The 19266-nt window shown below is 64.3% G+C and carries 17 protein-coding genes and 1 pseudogene; 9 read left to right on the top strand and 9 right to left on the bottom strand.

Features of this window, described 5'->3' with window-relative positions; translation table 11 throughout:
* Positions 1-123: 123 nt before the first annotated feature.
* Genes D9X30_RS18625 through D9X30_RS18615 form a run of 3 tightly spaced genes read left to right on the top strand, consistent with a single transcriptional unit; the run spans position 124 to position 2734 of the window.
* Positions 124-750 carry a helix-turn-helix transcriptional regulator gene (locus tag D9X30_RS18625; RefSeq protein WP_153948046.1) on the top strand — a complete coding sequence of 209 codons (627 nt, stop codon included), beginning with the start codon at positions 124-126 and terminating at the stop codon, positions 748-750.
* The gene (locus tag D9X30_RS18620) at positions 740-1717 is read left to right on the top strand and encodes an ornithine cyclodeaminase family protein (RefSeq protein ID WP_153948047.1); all 978 of its coding nucleotides are present in this window, start codon (positions 740-742) and stop codon (positions 1715-1717) included. Before D9X30_RS18625 ends, D9X30_RS18620 begins: the two co-directional genes overlap by 11 nt.
* Before the next feature lie 48 nt (positions 1718-1765).
* The gene (locus D9X30_RS18615) at positions 1766-2734 is read left to right on the top strand and encodes a threo-3-hydroxy-L-aspartate ammonia-lyase (RefSeq protein ID WP_153948048.1); all 969 of its coding nucleotides are present in this window, start codon (positions 1766-1768) and stop codon (positions 2732-2734) included.
* A 151-nt stretch (positions 2735-2885) separates the two neighbouring features.
* Here D9X30_RS18615 and mdtD read toward each other — a convergent pair whose 3' ends face one another.
* From mdtD to D9X30_RS18595, 4 genes and pseudogenes are all read right to left on the bottom strand, one after another.
* Entirely contained in the window at positions 2886-4292 is a 1407-nt protein-coding gene (mdtD, locus tag D9X30_RS18610; protein ID WP_153948049.1) for a multidrug transporter subunit MdtD, read from the bottom strand.
* Between the two features lie 132 nt (positions 4293-4424).
* Positions 4425-6542, bottom strand: coding sequence for a TonB-dependent receptor family protein (locus D9X30_RS18605; RefSeq protein WP_153948050.1), 2118 nt, complete (start codon positions 6540-6542; stop codon positions 4425-4427).
* 141 nt (positions 6543-6683) lie between these two features.
* Positions 6684-7650, bottom strand: a pseudogene (locus D9X30_RS18600) (bifunctional UDP-4-keto-pentose/UDP-xylose synthase).
* 70 nt (positions 7651-7720) lie between these two features.
* Positions 7721-9484 (bottom strand): glycosyltransferase family 39 protein, encoded by a 1764-nt coding sequence (locus D9X30_RS18595; RefSeq protein WP_153948051.1) that lies wholly within the window; start codon positions 9482-9484, stop codon positions 7721-7723.
* Between the two features lie 220 nt (positions 9485-9704).
* On the opposite strand from D9X30_RS18595, the gene D9X30_RS18590 reads away from it, so the two are divergent.
* From D9X30_RS18590 to D9X30_RS18575, 4 genes are read left to right on the top strand one after another with little or no spacing between them, the layout of a single operon-like run.
* Entirely contained in the window at positions 9705-10424 is a 720-nt protein-coding gene (locus tag D9X30_RS18590; RefSeq protein WP_153948052.1) for a response regulator transcription factor, read from the top strand.
* Positions 10421-11806: an ATP-binding protein gene (locus tag D9X30_RS18585; RefSeq protein ID WP_153948053.1), complete on the top strand. Its 1386-nt coding sequence runs from the start codon at positions 10421-10423 to the stop codon at positions 11804-11806. Before D9X30_RS18590 ends, D9X30_RS18585 begins: the two co-directional genes overlap by 4 nt.
* Positions 11803-12993, top strand: a complete 1191-nt coding sequence (chrA, locus tag D9X30_RS18580; RefSeq protein WP_153948054.1) for a chromate efflux transporter — start codon at positions 11803-11805, stop codon at positions 12991-12993. Before D9X30_RS18585 ends, chrA begins: the two co-directional genes overlap by 4 nt.
* On the top strand, positions 12990-13700 hold the full coding sequence (locus tag D9X30_RS18575) for a DUF2459 domain-containing protein (protein ID WP_228770925.1): 711 nt from the start codon (positions 12990-12992) through the stop codon (positions 13698-13700). Before chrA ends, D9X30_RS18575 begins: the two co-directional genes overlap by 4 nt.
* Here the strand turns inward: D9X30_RS18575 and D9X30_RS18570 are convergent.
* On the bottom strand, positions 13697-13876 hold the full coding sequence (locus D9X30_RS18570) for a hypothetical protein (protein ID WP_153948055.1): 180 nt from the start codon (positions 13874-13876) through the stop codon (positions 13697-13699). The two genes, D9X30_RS18575 and D9X30_RS18570, sit on opposite strands and share 4 nt — an antisense overlap.
* A 73-nt stretch (positions 13877-13949) precedes the next feature.
* Between D9X30_RS18570 and D9X30_RS18565 the strand changes: the two genes are divergently transcribed.
* Entirely contained in the window at positions 13950-14405 is a 456-nt protein-coding gene (locus tag D9X30_RS18565; protein ID WP_153948056.1) for a PDDEXK family nuclease, read from the top strand.
* Positions 14406-15368: 963 nt separating this feature from the next.
* Positions 15369-15989 carry a TnsB C-terminal domain-containing protein gene (locus D9X30_RS18560; protein WP_153948057.1) on the top strand — a complete coding sequence of 207 codons (621 nt, stop codon included), beginning with the start codon at positions 15369-15371 and terminating at the stop codon, positions 15987-15989.
* Between the two features lie 222 nt (positions 15990-16211).
* Here the strand turns inward: D9X30_RS18560 and D9X30_RS18555 are convergent, their stop codons facing one another.
* From D9X30_RS18555 to D9X30_RS18540, 4 genes are all read right to left on the bottom strand, one after another.
* The gene (locus D9X30_RS18555; RefSeq protein WP_228770926.1) at positions 16212-17153 is read right to left on the bottom strand and encodes a hypothetical protein; all 942 of its coding nucleotides are present in this window, start codon (positions 17151-17153) and stop codon (positions 16212-16214) included.
* Entirely contained in the window at positions 17080-17637 is a 558-nt protein-coding gene (locus D9X30_RS18550; protein WP_228770927.1) for a flagellin N-terminal helical domain-containing protein, read from the bottom strand. The genes D9X30_RS18555 and D9X30_RS18550 overlap by 74 nt, the downstream gene beginning before the upstream one ends.
* A gap of 311 nt (positions 17638-17948) precedes the next feature.
* Positions 17949-18266: a hypothetical protein gene (locus D9X30_RS18545; RefSeq protein WP_153948058.1), complete on the bottom strand. Its 318-nt coding sequence runs from the start codon at positions 18264-18266 to the stop codon at positions 17949-17951.
* Between the two features lie 349 nt (positions 18267-18615).
* On the bottom strand, positions 18616-19266 hold a 651-nt coding region (locus D9X30_RS18540; RefSeq protein ID WP_194946520.1), incomplete at its 5' end, for a UDP binding domain-containing protein.

Raw genomic sequence — 19266 nt, 5'->3', positions numbered from 1 at the left:
ACCGGCAGATGGCGCGGCAGTCCATGCGGCTCCCGCGCCATTTTTCACGCCCAGTTCTTGACATTTAGTCCAGCACTATACAAACTGTCCAGCATCGAATCTCATCTAATTCCATCGACCGAGATGATGCAACGTACGCCCGAGCAGCGTCTGCTGCTGGACCAGCTCAAGCAGATTGCCGATGGCCTGGGTCAGACGCTGGCGCCGTTCTGCGAGGTCGTGGTGCACGATCTGCTGGAGCCTGGCCAGTCAATCCTGGCCATCCACAACAATCTGTCGGGCCGCGCCGTCGGCGACCCCACCACGGAGCTGGGCGAAGCCCGCATCACGGACCCCGACTATCCACAGGTGCTGGCCAACTACGCGAACCAGTTTGCCGATGGCCGCCTGGCCAAGAGCACGTCCATCGGCATCAAGGACAGCAGCGGCCGCTACATCGCCGCGCTGTGCATGAACGTCGACCTGACGCTGTTCCGCAGCCTGCAGATGGCCATGGGCCAGTTCGTGCAGACCGCCGCCGACGGACCGGAGGAAACGCTCGACCCCGCCAGCACCGAAGTGCTGCGCTCGCGCATCGACGCCTTCGCGGCACGGCTGGCCACCACGCCCCGCGCGCTGAAGACCGACGAGCGGCGCGCGCTGCTGGCCGAACTCAAGGCGTCCGGCCTGCTGGAAGTGCGCCGGGCCATGGAAACCATCGCGGCACACCTGGGCGTGTCGCGCGCAACCGTCTACAGCTATGCACGCTAACTCCGCCGCGCAGTTGCTACTGCTCGACAAGCACGCCGTGGAAGCGGCGCTGGTCCCCGACGATGTCCTGGCCGCCGTGCGCGAAGCCTTTATCCTGCACAGCCATCGCGAGGGGCGGGTCTTTCCGCTGATCCGCGAAAAGCTGGCGACCGGCGGCGTGTTCGGCATCAAGGCCGGCGATGTCGGCCGGCAGAACCTGCTCGGCTTCAAGGCTGCGGGATTCTGGCCGGGCAACCGCGACCGCGGCGGCGAGCCGCATCAGGCCACCATCGTGCTGATCGATCCGGCGACCGGACGGCCCTTGTGCATGCTCGACGGCAACGCGATCACCACGGCGCGCACCGGCGCCGCCGGCGGCATCGGGCTGAAGGCCCTGGCACGCCCGGACAGCCGCCGCGTATGCGTGTTCGGCACCGGCGTACAGGCGCGCGTGCAGCTATCGTATGCGCTGGCGCTGCTGCCATCGCTGACCGACGTGCGCTATGTCAGCGCCAGCGGCGCGCCCAGCGCCAGCTTCGAAGCAGAATTCGCCGGGCGCTGCCACATCGCGCTGGCCACCGACCGCAATGCCGCCGTGGCCCAAAGCGATGTCGTGATCACGGCCACGCCCGGTGGGGGCGCCCTGTTCGACGCCGATGCCGTGCAACCGGGCACCCATCTTACCTGCGTGGGCGCCGACACCACCGGCAAGCGCGAACTGCCCGACGGCGTGCTGGAACGCGCCCGCATCGTGGCCGACGACCTGGAACAGGCGCGCAGCATCGGCGAGTGCCAGTGGTCGCCCGACCTGCACTGCATCGAGATCGGCGACCTGCTGACCGGCGCCGCCGCGTTCCAGCGGCAGGCCGAAGACATCACCGTATTCGACATGACCGGCCTGGCGCTTCAAGACCTGACCGTCGCCCGCTTCCTGCATGAACGGGCCCTGGCCGATGGCACCGGCACGCGCCTGGCCTGGCCCTGGTAAGCCCCTTCCCTTCGTTTCCGGACCCTGCATCCCGCACCCGATACCACCATGACGACCCTGCAACTGCCCACCTACGCCGACGTCGAGGCCGCTGCCAAGCGGCTGGAAGGCTACGCCAACCGCACCCCGGTCAACACCTCGCGCACGCTCGACGAGCGGCTTGGCGCCAAAGTGTTCTTCAAGTGCGAGAACTTCCAGCGCATGGGCGCCTTCAAGTTCCGTGGCGCGTTCAACGCGCTGTCGAAGTTCACGCCGGAGCAGCGCAAGGGCGGCGTGGTCGCCTTCTCGTCGGGCAACCACGCGCAGGGCATCGCGCTGTCGGCAAAGCTGCTGGGCATGCCGGCCACCATCGTGATGCCGCAGGACGCGCCGGCGCTGAAGGTGGCCGCCACAAAGGGCTACGGCGCCACCGTGGTGATGTACGACCGCTACAAGGAAGACCGCGAGGCCATCGGCCGCGACCTGGCCGAAAAGCACGGCATGACGCTGATTCCGCCGTACGACCATCCCGATGTGATGGCCGGCCAGGGCACCGCCGCCCGCGAACTGTTCGACGAAGTGGGTCCGCTCGACGTGCTGTTGGCCCCGCTGGGCGGTGGCGGGCTGCTGTCCGGCACGGCACTGGCCACGCGCGCGCTGGCGCCGCAGTGCCGGCTGTACGGCGTGGAGCCCGAGGCCGGCAACGACGGCCAGCAGTCGTTCCACAGCGGTGCGATCGTGCATATCGACACGCCCAAGACCATTGCCGACGGCGCGCAGACGCAGCACCTGGGCCAGTACACATTCCCGATCATCCGGCGCGACGTCAACGACATCCTGACCGCGTCGGACGCGCAACTGGTGGAAGCCATGCGCTTCTTCGCCGAGCGCATGAAGATGATCGTCGAGCCGACCGGCGCCCTGGGCCTGGCGGCCGCCCAGCAGATCCAGGATCAGCTCAAGGGCAAGCGCGTGGGCATCATCATCAGCGGCGGCAACGTCGATATCTCGTGGTTCTGCGAGCTGATGGGGCGTTGACGTACCGCTGGCGTGCGCCCTGCGGAGAGGGGCCGGGAGAGAGCGAGGCGGCTCTGCTTGCCGACTTGTCGCAATTTGAACGGCTGACCCTCTCCCCCGCCCCTCTCCCACAAGTGGGAGAGGCGAGAAAACCGCGGGCATTGCACTCGCCCTATACCTCTTCCGATGGCTGCGCCCTGGCCACCACGACCTTTTCGGGATCGAGCTGCATGAAGATCCAGGCCGAGGCCGAGGTGATCAGCCCCACGCAGATGAAGGTGGCGTGGAAGGCCGGCAGCACGTCGAAGTGATGGGAGCCGATGCCGGCCTGGAACGTGGCCAGCAGCGCGCCGGCCGATGTCACGGCCAGGCTCATCGACAGCATCTGCACCATCGACAGCATGCTGTTGCCGCTGCTGGCGTTGACCCCGCTCAGGTCCTTGAGCGTGACGGTGTTCATGGCCGTGAACTGGACGGAATTGACCGCGCCGAAGATCGCCATCTGGACGATCACCAGCGGCAGCGGCCGGTCCGGCGAGATCAGCGCGAACGACGCCATCACCAGCCCCACCAGGAACGTGTTGGTGACCAGCACCTTGCGGTAGCCGAACTGCTCGATCAGCCGCGTCGCCAGCCGCTTGGACGCCATGCCGGCCACCGTCACCGGCACCATCATCAGGCCCGCATTGAACGGCGAATACCCCAGGCTGACCTGCAGCGTCAGCGGAATCAGGAATGGCATGGCGCCGTTGCCGATCCGCGCGAACAGGTTGCCCAGCAGGCCCACGCTGAAGCTATGGATGTCAAACAGCTTGAGCGGAAACAACGGCATCTTGCTGCGCCGCGCATGCAGCACGTAGGCCGACAGCGCCGCCATGCTGGCGATCAGCAGCATCAGCACCGTGGCGTGCTGGAACCCCATGCCGGCCAGCCCGTCCAGCGAAAAGGACAGCGTCACCATGGCGATGGCCAGGAACGCATAGCCTGCGATATCGAAGCGTCCCATGCCCGGCAGCCGCGCGTTGGGCATGTATTTCACCGTGGCAATCGCGCCCATCACACCCACCGGCACGTTGATCAGGAAGATCCAGTGCCAGGAAAACGTCTGCGTGATCCAGCCGCCCAGCGTCGGGCCGATCAGCGGCCCGATCATGCCGGGGATCGCCACGAAACTCAGCGCCTGCAGATACTGCTCGCGCGGAAACGTCCGCAGCACCGACAGCCGGCCCACCGGCAGCAGCATCGCGCCGCCCGCCCCCTGCACTACGCGGGCGGCGGACAGCATCGGCAGCGTGGGGGCCCAGGCGCACAGCAGCGACCCCAGCACGAACAGCCCGATGGCGGTCTGGAAGATCGTGCGCGTGCCGAAGCGGTCGGCCAGCCAGCCCGATGCCGGGATGATCACGGCCATCGTGAGCGAATAGGCGATGACCACCGACTGCATGCGCAGCGGGCTCTCGCCCAGGCTGCGCGCCATCGACGGCAAGGCGGTGTTGACGATCGTGGAGTCGAGCGTCTGCATGAAGAACCCCACCGCCACCACCCAAAGCATGATGCGAAGCTTGGGGTCCTGGGGCATGGCGGCGGATTCGGCGGGAGGCGTGGCTAGAGACATGGCAGCGGCACGCTGATCGTGGCTAAAACCGCCACCTTAGGCGTGTGACGCGGCGTTGGCAAGTCAGGCAGGCGGAGATCGCGCAATCCGGGGGCATCACATCGACGCCCGCAGGCCCACGAAGAACCGCCGCCCCGGCGCTGGCTCGTAGTACCTGCCGTTCGCTTCATTGACGATGACCGATCCGATGTAGTGCCGGTCGGCCACGTTGTCGATGCGCCCGAATACGTACCACTGTGTGGCGCCGGTCTTGAACGTGTAGCCGGTCTTCAGGTTGAAGACGAAGTATCCTGGCGCGGCCTGCGTATTCAGCTCGTCCGCGTAGACCTTGCTGTCGGCCCTGGCCTCCACGCCCACCATCCACTGGCCCCACGGCTTGTAGGTCAGCTCTGCCCCGAAGCTGTGGCGCGCCGTGCCCGGCAGCCGGTTGCCGGCCGCCACGGTGGCGCCCTGCGCGTTGACGAAGGCGTCCCCGAAATAGGCATCGAGGTAGGTGTACGCGAGCCCGGCGGCCAGCCGGCGGGCCGGGCCGAATGCGCCGCGCCAGCCCAGTTCCAGCCCGCGCCGGCGTACGCCGTCCACGTTCTGATAGACCGTGCGGCCGTTGTTGTTCGACTGCGGCACGATCTCGCTGTGGCTGTCCGCATCGAACAGTGCCGCATCGATCCGCTGGCCGTCCGATTCCCATTTCACGCCGATCTCGCCCTGCCGGCTGGTCGAGGCCTGCAGCCCCAGGTTGGCACCGACGCCGTTCGGGCCATAGGCCACCTCGGTCAGCGTGGGCGTCTCGAAGCCGCGGCCCAGGTTGGCGTAGACGTTGAGGGTCTCCATCGCATGCCAGACCACGCCCAGCACCGGGCTCAGGTTGCGATAGGTGGACGTGCCGCTGTCGTCGGGGCTGGCCGCCGTCACGTAGTGGTCGTCGATACGCAGCCGCACCATGCTGGCGCGCAGGCCGCCCACGATTTCCCAGGCCGGATGCACGGTCCAGTTGAACTGCGCGTAGGCGCCGTAGTCGGCCGCCTCGTCGGTCTCGTCGCGCCGCAGCGCGCCCTGCTGCCCGTTGTCGTTGACATAGCCGTGCCGGGCGTCGCGCATGCCGTTGACTTCGAGCCCGGCCGTCCACTGCAGCGGCAGGCCGTTGGCCGTGGTCTTGCGCGTCCAGGACAGCGCGCCGCCGCCATAGGTGCGATCCAGATCGACGATGCCGCCCGCCGAACCCGGCGCCGCCCCGCTGAAGCCCAGTCGCTGGGTCAGTTGCCGGCCACCGCCGTACAGGCGGAAGTTCAGGCTGTCGTGATCGGTCAGCTGATGTTCGACCACCACGCCAGCCTGGGTCTGTTCCACGTCCTTGCCGGTGTTGAACTGGGTGGCCGCCGCAATCGCCTGGCGGGGGTTGGCGTCGGCCTGGGCGCGCGTCAGGCCGAGCGGGTCCTCGGCCAGCGGCTGGTTGAAATAGTTGAACTGGCCCGTGATCCGGGTGGCCGTGCTGGGCTGCGCCACGACCTTGGCGTTGAGCTGGTAGCGTTTGGCCGCGCTGTGGTCGCGGTAGCCGTCGGTCTGGTAGGTCCAGGCATCGAGCGTGCCGCCCAGCCGGTCGTTGCCGCCGGCCAGCGAAACGCCTGCCTGCCACTGCCCGTCCGAGCCAAAGCCGGTCGAGGCCCGTCCGGTGAAGCCGGACTTCGGCGGGTCGGGCGTGAACACCTGCACCACCCCGCCCGACGCGTTGCCGTACATCTGGGCGAACGGCCCGCGCAGTACCTCGATGCGGCTGGCATTGGCCAGGTCGAAGGTCGATGCCTGGCCCTGGCCGTCGGGCATGGTCGCCGGAATGCCGTCGATAAACAGCCGCACGCCGCGCACGCCGAAGGTCGAGCGGCTGCCAAAGCCGCGCACGGCAATCTGCAAATCCTGGGAATAGTTCTGGCGGTCGCGCACGGCGATGCCGGGGCTGGTCAGGGTCAGTTCGGACAGGTTGACCAGCGGCGAGGTGGCCGTGAAGGGATCGACCGGGATACTGTCGATGGCGGCGGGGGCGTCGAAGCGCCGTTGCTCGTTGCGGCTGGCGCTGACCACCACGTCGGGTAAGGTAGCTTCTTCGGCGGCAGCCGGCGCACCAGACGCCAAGGCCCATGGCACCACGAGCCAGACGGCTGCGCGGGGGCGCGAAAAAATGGAACGGGCGGAAGTCTGGGTCCTGCCGGCAGCGTGCATGGGGGCGCGTCCCGAAGATAGACACCTCGCACGCGCGAATCGCGCGTGGCGCCTAGTCTACCCTCAGTGGACATGCCGCCGCCGTCGGCCGGATTCCGACAGCGCCGCCCCGGCGCCGTCGGAAGTTGGGGGCGGCGACGGTCAGTTGCTGCTGTCGACCAGCGTACGGGCGTCCACCACCTTGTCGCGGTAGGCCTCGAAGATGCGGCGCAGCGCCTGTTCCATCGTCACCTCGGGCTTCCAGCCCAGTTCGTCGATCGTGTTGTCGATCTTCGGCACGCGATGCTGCACGTCCTGGTAGCCCTTGCCGTAGAACTCGCCCGACGACGTCTCCACGATCTGCGTCTTGCGCGCTTCCTCGGCGTACTCCGGGTAATCGGCCGCCATCTTCAGCATCATCTCGGCCAGCTCGCGCACCGAGTGGATGTTCTTCGGGTTGCCGATGTTGAAGATCTTGCCGCTGGCCACGCCATCCTTGTTCTCGATGATCTGCATCAGCGCCGAGATGCCGTCCGAGATATCGGCAAACGCCCGCTTCTGCGCGCCGCCATCGACCAGCTTGATCGGCTCGCCGCGCACGATATGGCCCAGGAACTGCGTCACCACGCGCGACGACCCTTCCTTCGATTCGAAGATCGAGTCCAGCCCCGCGCCGATCCAGTTGAACGGGCGGAACAGCGTGTAGTTCAGGCCCTGCTCCATGCCGTAGGCGTGGATCACGCGGTCCATCAGCTGCTTGGAGCAGGCGTAGATCCAGCGCGGCTTGTTGATCGGCCCGTAGATCAGCGGCGAGGCCTCGGGGTCGAATTCCTCGTCGGCGCACATGCCGTAGACCTCCGAGGTCGACGGGAACACCAGGTGCTTGCCGTACTTCACGGCGCTGCGCACGATCGGCAGGTTGGCCTCGAAGTCCAGCTCGAACACGCGCAGCGGGTTGCGCACGTACGTGGCCGGCGTGGCGATGGCCACCAGCGGCAGGATCACGTCGCACTTGCGGATGTTGTACTCCACCCACTCCTTGTTGATGGTGATGTCACCCTCGGAGGCGCGTCAGGTGGTGGCCGATGAAGCCGTTGACGCCAAGAATCAGGACTCGCTTTTGGTGCATGGATCGGGAATCTTTCAAAACGAAAAAGGGCCGCGCGGTGTCGGCCAAAACGGGTAGTTCGAAGGTCGGTCTAGCGCGCCTGTGGCGGCGGCTCAGCCGGGACGTTGGTCACCACCACACGGCGCCAGTCGCGCGCCACGACGTAGAGTGGAAGGCCTGGCGACAGTTCCCTGTAGGTCTGGGACGACATGACCGCCATCGCGGGCTCGCCCTGCTTCCAGACCGTTGCGAAGGCCGCCATGTCGGGCACCCATCGCTGCGGTTCCACCGTGGTGCCGAATGTCAGCTCGTCCGCCGCCCCCACCATCGTCAGCGGATGGCCCAGGTAGAACGGCAGTGTGTGATCCAGCATGTTGACGCCGTACAGCTTCATGCCCGGCGTCAGCCGCTGGTGGATCTGCGGCACCAGGTCGGCGCCCGATGCCGGGCCGCCCACCGTCTCGTGGCCGAGCAGTGCGGCGGTGAATCCCATGTACATGCCCAGGGCGTAGACTGCCACGCTGGGCAGCACGCCACGACGCTGCAGCAGCATGCGTGCGGCAAGGATGGCCAGCAGCATCACCACGAAGGCCACGGCGACCCAGACGGCATAGGCGCGGTAGAACGCATTGGGCGTGTGGTTGGCATTGAGCGTGGCCACGATCGGGCTGGCCAGCAAGCCGCAGATCGCAACGATGGCCATGGCCCGCAGCTGGCGGCCCCAGGCCCGCGCATCCATGCGGTCGAGCGCCACGCCGGCCAGGATGCCCAGCGCCGGGAATACCGGCACGATGTAGCCGGGCAGCTTCGAGCGCGACAGACTGAAGAACACGAAGATGGCGATGGCCCAGATGCCGGCCATCAGCGCCGGACGGAAGCGCGCGCGCGTGGTGGCATCCTCGGCCGGGGCCGCGCTGCGCATGGCTGTCCAGAGCCGGGGGAACAGCCCCGCCCAGGGCAGGAAGCCCGCCAGCACCAGCGGCACGAAGTACACGACCGGGCCGCCGCGCGAATGCACGCCCGACGTGTATCGCTGCCAGTGCTCGTGGATAAAGAAGAAGTTCAGGAACTCGGGATTGCGCTCGGACACCAGGTAGAACCACGGCACGGCGACGACCAGCATCGTCACCGCGCCAGCGGTCAGGTGCAGCCTGCGCCACAATCCCCAATCGCGCGTGACCAGCGTATAGACCACCAGCACCAGGCCGGGCAACGCGATGCCCACCAGCCCCTTGGTCAGGATGGCCACGCCCATCGCCGCCCAGCACGCGACCATCCACCGCAGCCGGCTTGCTGGCGAGGCGCCAGGGTGCTGGGCTACCAGCATGCAGGCCAGGATGCACGACATCACGCCCGCCAGCGTCATGTCGAGCGTGTTGAAATGCGCGGCCACGCTCCACATCGGCGCGGCCAGCAGCGCCAGCCCGGCAAACGCGGCGGCACGCGGGCCGAACCAGCGCCAGGTGGCCAGCATCGACATGCCGATTCCCAGCAGGCCGGCCAGCGCCACGGTCAGGCGTGCCTGCCATTCGCCCACGCCGAACAGCGCATAGGTCACGGCGGTCGCCCACATATGGAATGGCGGCTTTTCGAAATACTTGAGGGCGTTGTAGCGGATCGTGACCCAGTCGCCCGTGGCCAGCATCTCGCGCGAGATTTCCGCGTAGCGCCCTTCGTCGGGCCCCACCAGGTGCCGCAGGCCCAGCGTCCCGAACCACACCAGCAGCGCCACGGCCACGAACAGCGCCGTCCAGCCGGCCACGGCAGACACGCGCAAGCCAGCCGGCAGCGAAACCGTACGGGCGCGGTCAGCCGCATCGTGCGTGATGCGTTGCTTACTAGGAGGAAGGTGCATGTCGTGTCCGGATAGGGGCCGCCGAAGTCGCGTTTGTGCCTGATCCGTCCCGCACGCGCATTGATCTCGGAGCATCGAGCGCGCAGATTAGGGAATCTGCCTTAACTTCAGATTAAGCGTGCACCTGGCCCGTCACGATGCTACGCTTGGACCGCTTCAAGTGCATCATGCGTCCCGTCTCATTCGATACCAATAAACAGCCGTTTCAAGCAGTTCGCTCATGAGAATACTTATCGTTGAAGACGACCCCATGCTGGGCGATGGCATGCAGCGCGGCCTGAAGTTGATGGGCCACGCCGTGGACTGGTTCCGTACCGGGGCCGATGCCGACCGCGCCATTGCCGCCATGCACTACGACGCGGTGCTGCTGGATCTGGGCCTGCCCGACCAGGACGGGGTGACGCTGCTCTCGCGCTGGCGCAACCAGGGCCGCCCGACGCCGGTAGTGGTGCTGACCGCCCGCGACGCGGTGCAAAGCCGCATCAGCGGGCTCGATGCCGGCGCCGACGACTACCTGATCAAACCTGTGGATTTGGACGAACTGGCTGCCCGCCTGCGTGCCGTCACGCGCCGGTCGGCGGGCATGCCCGAGCCGGTGTGGCGCCACGGCCCGCTCGAATACCACCCGGCCGCGCGGCTGGCCGTCTGGCAAGGCAAGTCGGTGGACCTGACCAGCCGCGAATCGATGCTCCTGGAACTGCTGCTGGCGCACCCCAACCGCGTGCTGACGCGCGAATTCCTGCGCGACAAGCTTTACGAGTGGGAAAAAGGCTCCGAGAGCAACACGCTCGAAGTGCATATCCACCACCTGCGGCGCAAGATTCATCCCGGCATTGTGCGCACGCTGCGCGGCGCCGGCTACACGCTCGGCACGCTCGACGCGCTGGAAACCCCCTCGACAGACACCGGCAACGGCAACGGCAACGGGGACGATGCATGACCCTGCAGCGGCGGCTGATACTGGTCGTGCTGGCATCGGTGGCATTTGCCTGGGTCCTCACCAGCGTCATGATCTTCCTGAACGCGCGCATGGAGATCAACGAGTTCTATGACACCGCCATGGTGCGCATGGCGCAGCAGATGCAGGCGGTGCTGCCGTTGATCAGCACCGGCGCGGTACCGCCGCACCCGCAGCCAGACGGCATGGTGCCCGGCGATACCGACCTGGGCGACCTCGGCGCCGCCGGGCTTGGCGACATGGCGATCGCCACCTGGCGCGGCACCGGCCAGCCCTTCCGCATCGATCCCGACGGCGACCGCCTGCCGCGCCTGCCCGGCGTGCGTGGCTTTACCGACCGGCAGATCGATGGCGTGCCATGGCGCCTTTACTATCTGGATGGGCCCGCGGCTGGCTGGCGCGTCTGCGTGGGCCAGATCATGGCCGAGCGCGAGGAACTGGTGTGGTCGTACCTGCAGGCGCAGGTCCTGCCCTGGGTGGTGGGGCTGCCGCTGCTGACCACGCTGCTGGTGTGGGGCATCCGCCGGATGCTGCATCCGATGCTGGCGCTGTCGCACACCATCGCCACGCGGGCCCCGGGCGATCCCACGCCGATCTCGCTGCACGATGCGCCGCCCGAACTGGCGCCGCTGGTGCACGCGATGAACCGCCAGCTGGACCGCGTATCGGCGCTGCTCGAACACGAACGCCGGCTGACCGCCGATGCCGCGCACGAAATGCGCACGCCGCTGGCCGCGCTGAAGGCGCAGTGGGACGTGGCCCGGCGCTCCGCCGACCCGGCCGAGCGTGCCCAGGCCGCCATCAACGTCGAAGCCGGCATCGACCGCCTGAGCCATCTTGTATCGCAACTGCTGACGATGAGCCGGCTGGAGGACGAAAACGGCCCGCCTTCGTGCAGCGCGGTGAACTGGCGCGATGTGTCGCAGCAAGTGCTCTCCGACTGCCTCCTGCTGGCCGAACGCCGCCGCGTCGACATGGAGATCGTCTGGCCGCCGCCCGACGCCAAACCCATCGACGTTTGCGGCGACCCCACGCTGCTTGGCACCATGTTGCGCAACCTGATGGACAACGCGCTGCGCTACAGCCCGGCGGGGTCTACCGTCACGCTGACCTTCAGGCCCGACTGCATCGTGGTGGCCGACCGCGGCCCCGGCGTGCAGCCGGACCAGCTGGCGCGGCTGGGCAGCCGCTTTTTCCGGGGCGGCTCGCAGCATGAACAGGGCACCGGGCTCGGCATTTCCATCGCGCGGCGCATTGCCGAACTGCATGGACTGTCGATCGACCTGGCCAACCGGCCGGCGTCGGAAGGCACCGGGCTGGTGGCGACCATCCGCATGAACGACACCAAAGGAAACCAGGCATGAGCGCCGCGTGGGAAGTGTTTGTGGTGTTCCTGCGCCTGGGCCTGACGTCGTTCGGCGGCCCCGTGGCGCACCTGGGGTATTTTCGCGAGGCGTTCGTGGCGCAGCGCCGCTGGCTCAGTGAACACGCCTATGCCGATATCGTGGCGCTGTGCCAGTTCCTGCCGGGTCCGGCCAGCAGCCAGGTAGGCATGGTGGTCGGCCTGTCACGCGCCGGCTACCTGGGCGCGCTGGCGGCGTGGATCGGCTTCACGCTGCCTTCCGCCGTGGCGCTGATCCTGTTTGCGCTGGGCCTGTCGCGCTATGGCAATCTCATGCCGGCCGGCGCGCTGCACGGTCTCAAGGTGGCGGCGGTGGCCGTGGTGGCGCAGGCGGTATGGGGCATGGCCCGGTCGCTCTGCCCTGACGCCCCGCGTATCACGCTGATGGCGCTGGCCGCCGTGGCGGTCAGCCTGGTGCCGTCGCCGGCGTGCCAGCTCGGCGTGATGGTGGTGGCCGGCCTGATTGGCGCGCGCCGCTTCCGCAGCGGCGAGGCCGTGCCGCACGAACCGCTGTCCGTGCCGGTGGGCCATGGCGTGGCGCTGCTGTGCCTGGCGGCCTTCGCGGTGTTGCTGGTGGGATTGCCGTTTGCCGCGCGCGCGTCCGGCGATCACGCGGTGGCCCTGTTCGATGCCTTCTACCGCGCCGGGGCGCTGGTCTTCGGCGGCGGTCACGTCGTGCTGCCGCTGCTGCAGGCCGCCGTGGTGCCGCCAGGCTGGGTGGACAACGATACGTTCCTGGCCGGCTACGGCGCGGCGCAGGCGGTGCCCGGGCCGCTCTTCACGTTCGCCGCCTTCCTGGGCGCCGCCGGTACGCTGGCGCCCAGCGGCTGGGCCGGCGGCGCGCTCTGCCTGGTGGCCATCTTCGCGCCGTCGTTCCTGCTGGTCTTCGGCGCGCTGCCCTTCTGGGAACGGCTGCGCCGCCATGGCGCCACGCGTGCCGCGCTGGCCGGTGTCAACGCGGCGGTGGTGGGGCTGCTGCTGGCGGCCTTGTATCACCCGGTCTGGACCAGCGCCGTGCTGACTCCGGCGGATTTCGCGCTGGCCCTGCTGGCGCTGGTTGCGCTGGCCGTCTGGCGCGTGCCGCCATGGGCGGTGGTGCTGGCGTGCGCGCTGGCCGGGTGGGGACTGCAGGCAGCAGGCATCGCATGAGTCCGGAATCGATGGCGCACGGTGGCGGCCGCCTGACCATGCCCGGCCGCCTGCGCATCGCCCTGACCGGCGCGGCCACCACCTTGGCCACCACCCTGGTCATATACGGCTGCGCCACAGCACCGGCGGCCGTGGCAGCGCCAGCCGTCACCGCCATCTCGGTGGTTGAGCGCGACTGGCACACCGACATCTGCATCCGCAGCGTCGATGCCGATGCGCGGCTCCTGCGCGTGACCCGGGGCTATGACGGTTCCACCTATCTCTGTTTTGGCTTTGGCGACCGCCACTACCTGATCACCGGCGAGCGCGGTCCGATGACACTGCTGTCGGCCCTGCTGCCCGGCGATGGCGCCATCCTGCTGACGATCCTGCGCGACACCCCGGCTGCCGCGTTCGGCGCGGGCAATGTGGTGGACCTGGAACTGGACGAAGCCGGCATCGGCCGCCTGCGCGCGTTCCTGAACCGGACGATCGAGGAAAACGACGCCGGCGAGCCGCTGGGGCTGGGCAACGGCCCCTATCCCGGCGGTCTCTACTTCGGCGCCACGGCGCGCTACAACGGCTTCTATACCTGCAATACGTGGACGGCCGACGCGTTGCGCGAAGCGGGCATCCCGATGCACGGCCCGGTGCTGTTCGCCGAGGGCGTCATGCGACAGGTGCGGGATCTGGCCGCCGCGCGACAGGGCGCACGGCCGGCGCCCTAGCAGGGGCCGGGGCTGCAGACGGTGGTTGCACTGCCGGCAGGCGTGACCACGGTGGACGATTGCGGCGGGTTGGGATCGCTGCTGCTGATCGATACGCAGCCGGCAAGGCTGACCGGCAGCAGGAGGACGGCAATGCGGGCGATCACGGCGATCGCGGCGATTCGGCTAGGTGTCATGGCTGGCTTGGGCTGACTAAGGTTACGGAGAATTTGTTACGGAGAATTTTGGCAGAAGGTCTAACCTGAAGCTATGGAATGGCCCGTTGGCCCACTTCGCTATCCTCCGTACCTTCGATCGCGCATTGCAAAGCACCGCGGCGTAGGCTCAGGTATCGACTACCGCCCTTGGCTCACGGTCAAAGATGTGAAGTCAAAGGGTGACTCAAGTGTTGTCCGCGGAATCTTGGTGCCCAGGAATTACCATTTCCTGTCATCCATCGAACTAGCTTACTTCTTTATCCGCGAACGGCAGCAAGACGTTGTAGACATTCGCGAACAATGGCCGATCCTTGACATCGGCGCCACGGAAATTATCTCCTCTAAGTACGGCTTGCGTCACCCGAACAAAGGGATCTACCCAGAACCGTTTACTGTCGATTTTCTCATCACACGCAAATCTGATTCCGGCCTTCTATATAGCGCACACAGCATCAAGACCATTGATGATCTAGATGATCCCAATGTCAAACGCCGACTCGCGGTCTAGTACGAATGGTGTAAAAATAATGATCTTTCGTGGAAGGTAGTCGACACGTCACTATTCGATCCTTCCAAGTACCCCCTAGTCTTGGATGCGCTAACTTTTATGCGCGCCTGGTTTGTCAATCGGTACACTCCTATTAGTGGACTCCAGAACTATGTCAATGCGTTCCTCAGAACCCATGACCGGGCCGGGACTTTGAACGAGATAATAAGCACCCTATCAAAGCAACTATCCATAAGCAAAAAGACGTCCTTGGACACATTTCGATATTGTGCCTGGAAAGATCTGCTTCGCGTTTCGCTATTCCACGCATTGAAATTATACGCTCCTGTTATTCTGCACGAGTAACATGCTAATAACCACTCCAATATCGATGCCGGCCTACGCAAGGGGGCTGGCAATAAGGACGAAAGAAAGCAGACTTCTGCGTATTACGCATTTATTCGATGATTGCCTTTACGCAATTTTGGTTCGGGACGCCGAATACGCAAGATACGCAAGGCGGCCTCAAAAATTAAATTTACATATTCTGAATTTGAGAACATAATTCAAGAAACTAATACAATATGGGTTAAGATTGATCTTCCTGCCGCACTACTCTTGGAGCCAGATAAGGACACGATCGAATACCATGCTTACATTCAAGCATGGACGGTATTAGAGCCTTTGCTAACCGAGTTTGAAATTAAGAGAAATCTCGAGCGCGATCGCTATACATTTATCATACGTAGATACGCGGAAAGAACCGAACGAAAATTCACGAGCCTGTTCAGGTTAGTTATCAGATATTACTACTTTGGCTGTGATCGGAGGGCTTTAATGGCCCTTCCTCGCGGCACAAAACCAGGCGGCAACGTATCCCAACCGTCGGCCATCGCGACGGAAGGGCGTAGGGGACGTTAACCGGCGATTTCGATCGTTAGAGGACCGAATTCTTTTGTCGTGACCCAAGAGGATATTTGGGACATGAATGTGGCTGCGAAACGTTGCGCGCAAAAACCTACGTTTGTGAGCCAGATCCATGAAGATTATCTTGCTAATGAGTTCCCAAAGAGACACCCAGAAACACATATCGCCTACATCCATAAAAAGATTCCCGAACCTGTTTCAGCGTGCCAAATTCGATATTATCTACAACGCAATTTAATTCTTACCAAAGAAGAACTTGAAAATATCAGGACGCGACCTAACAACCCGGGATTCGCGGGAGCCCATCATTCACAAGGCCCAGGGATCAATTACGAGGTCGATGCCACAGGTGGCCGAATGCATTTACGGTCAAGCGATTCCAACGCAATCCCGCTTCGTACGGCAATCATCTATTTGATTATTGACCGATGGAGTCGCTACGTTGTTTCGGCATATATATCCCTTAAGCCAGCATCCTATGAAGAACTGAAATATGCCCTACTAGTAGCATTCACAGCAAGGACGCCGCGCTTTCCTATCCTAGGAATCGACGTAGACGACACGTCCTGGCCGCGCGGCGTTGTTTGCTTATGCATAACTGCGGATCACGGCTCAGAAATGATTTCTAACGCGACCATCAAATCGGTTACGGAATCTCTTCGGATACGGGCGACATAACATGCCCCCGAAAAATCCTGACGCAAAAGCGATAATTGAGCGATTGATCAAAAGTGTAAAGCAAAGACAGGCTTCCTGCGGACTATCCGGCGCATACATGGATCGCCCCCTGGATCCCAACAGTCGTCAACACTTCAAAAAAGCCAAAGAAGTTTCTGTAAGTTCGCTGGTTGATGGATATAGAGAGTTAGTAAGAATCGTCACTGACTACAACAACACTCCTCATCGCAGTCTCAGGAAGTTGGCCGCCCAAGCGGGTGTTCCACCGACGCCGCTGCCGTCGTCGCCGAGCGTCATCACGTCGGTACGCGTGAAGCCGTTGCCATCGGTGTAGTTGACCGTGACATTGGCCGGATTCAGCGTGATGTATGAGGTCCCGCCCAGCGACGGCAGGTCAGTGAACACCTGGTACGCTGTGCTCATGGCGCGGGCTGTCATGGTCCGCGTGGTGCCATCGGCTTCCATGGCCACGTTGGCATCGTAGTAGCGCAGGTTGCCTCCCCCCGCATCCACTTCGATCGTATAGGTCCCGTCGCTGCGCTGAAGCAAGCGCGCCGCCGATGCGCTGATCGTGGTGCCGCTACTGTCCTCGAACGCTACGGAATCGGTAGCCGGGTCGACGGCCGGCGTCTGGGTCAGGGTCGCAGGCAGCGTGGCAAAGTCCGCAGCGGTCAGCGGCGCGGTCATGTCCGTGGCCGTAGCTGACAGCGCGCCGGACTGGCCGAAGCGGATGGCGGCCGCGTAATAATTGCCCGCCTTCAGGATGAAATACCGCCCATCGTCGGCCTGCACCAACGAGCCGCCGGAAATCGGAGTATTGGTATCGTCCAGCAAGTTTGGCGTACCAAAGCCGCGTGGCGCCACTGCTGCTAGCGCATCGAAGACCAGCGGTCCCGACGGATAAAGCCCGACGTCGCTGAGACCGGTGACCGTGTCGGTGCGGGGTAAATAGCCTACTTCCTGAAAGGTAGGCCGACCGGAGCCATCTACATCCTGCACATAGATATGGCCGCTGGCATCGCGCACAATGTTCGGACTGGTGCTTCCCGCCGGCCAGTGAACGGTGGTGGTCGCGCTGTCTACCTGTACGTTAGTGCTCCGCCCTACCAGCGTGGTGATACCCAGAACCGTATCCGAGATGCCGGCCGCCAAAACCTGCACCACCTAGGTTCACCGACAGTTCTTCTGCGTCATTGGCTCCGACCTGCAGATTGACTGTGCCGGCGCTGCCGTCCAGAAGCCGACGCCCATTGAATGCCGTCTGGCGTGTCAGCCGGTCAATTTCCTTTAGGTTCGAATTGATTTCTTCCTGAATGGCATCTGTATCCGCAAGCGACAGCGTGCCGTTGAGCCCCTGCACACTGAGTTCTCGCACGCGCTGCAGGCGACCATTGAGCGAGTCCAGCGCCCCACTGGCCGTTTCGAGCATCGAAATACCATCGCCTGCGTTGCGGCGTGCCTGGTTTGCCGCGGTGATTTGTCCCCACATGCGATTGGCAATCGACAGTCCCGCCGCATCGTCGCGCGCACTGTTCACGCGTAGTCCGGACGATAACCGTCTGATGCTGTCAGCCAAGGCACTATTGGCCCATCGCGCGTTCGCGGCCGCATTGAGCGCCAGAACATTGGTGGCAATGATGAGCGTCATAATTCCTGTTTTATTGTTTTTGGTATGTGGGTTATCGACCTCATTATCGAATGGCCTGAAGGCGTATTCCCCATACTGAAGTAGGGTCTCGCCGATCTTCGGGACTTCGAACGCTGTTCGGACGCTGGTCTACCTGCGTCGGCGAGGCCGAAACACTACGCTGACGTAGCGGCCAACGTCGCGCTATACGCGGTGCATGACACCGCGTGGTGACTGGGGAAGTATGCGGACCCGTACAGAAGCCAGGCTTGCGACAAGAATGACGCCGAGCGTTGGGAATCTTTGCGCTCGGGTCAGGTCAGCGGTATCATTCAGCCCTCGATGTCGCCGCCGCTTACTTTGAACACTAGGTCAAGGTGCAAGAAAAGATCAAAGGCATCAGCGAGCAGATGTTTTTCTCGCGGCAGCAGACTCGCATATGGCGCATTGCTAGTCGACAGGTGCGTGCCATCCACGCCCACGAGGCCACGGTCCTCCGCAATTTCGAAGAGCAGGCTGGCGAAACCCGCAATATCCTGAGCACCGAGCGCAGAATTGAGAGCACGGGCGATCACCTGTGAGGATGCGTGTTCCCAGTCAGTGACTTCGTTATTCGAGGCGGCACGTTGGGTGATATCGCTGAGGTCCATTAAAGGACTATCGGAAGGATACCGGCTAGCTTGAGATACTTCGATGCCGCCACTGCTTGCGCAACTGGCGAGAAATTCTGATGCTCGAAGCGATTGCTGTGATCATTACCTCATTTGTGTACGAATTGACGCATTTAGTGTCCTATAGGGCAACCGCGGTCGTTGACATCCCAAAACTCATGATAATAGGAATCACTATCGAGGAGATAACCGGCTTGTGCGGAAGCCGCTAACTGCTCACCTTACATGCCAGCATCGGTGATGCGCCTCGCTGCGCCCCCAGCATAATTCACATGCCTTGACTCTAAATCGGGCAAACTTTTATACGATCACCGGGGGCGTTTTCACATTATGACGCTAATGATCGTGTCAAACCGGATGAGCGCCCGATCGCGTGATATTCGATGCCGGCCTGTGCCATGGCATCCGGTTCATAGAGATTGCGGCCGTCGATGATGACAGGCGTCTTGAGCGAAGCACGAATCTGCGAGAAATCGGGGCTTCGGAAGACCTTCCACTCTGTCACGATTACCAGCGCGTCGGCGTCCTTCAGCACGTCCATCTGTGCGTCGCAGAACAACACGCGGTCGACGCCGCCGGGGATATCAGCCAGGTCGGCTTCCAGCACGCGGCGGGCCTCGTGCATCGCCACGGGGTCGTGCACGCGCAGCGACGCGCCGCGCGATACCAGTTCACGGGCCAGCACGCGGGCCGGCGCCTCGCGCATGTCGTCGGTATTGGGCTTGAATGCCAGGCCCCAGACACCGAAAGTCTTGCCGGTCAGATCCTCACCAAAGCGATTGACCACCTTGCGGCCCAGCACCTGCTTTTGCGCATCGTTGACGGCCTCCACGGCCTCCAGCACCCGCATCGGCTTGCCATAGGCGCTGGCTGTGCGCATCAGCGCCTGCACGTCCTTGGGAAAGCAGGAGCCACCGTAGCCGGCGCCCGCGTACAGGAAGCTGTAGCCGATGCGGGGGTCCGAGCCGATGCCCATCCG

Source organism: Cupriavidus sp. U2 (genome assembly GCF_009663685.2).
GTDB lineage: Bacteria > Pseudomonadota > Gammaproteobacteria > Burkholderiales > Burkholderiaceae > Cupriavidus > Cupriavidus necator_C.
This window is presented reverse-complemented; position numbering and strand designations above follow the sequence as displayed.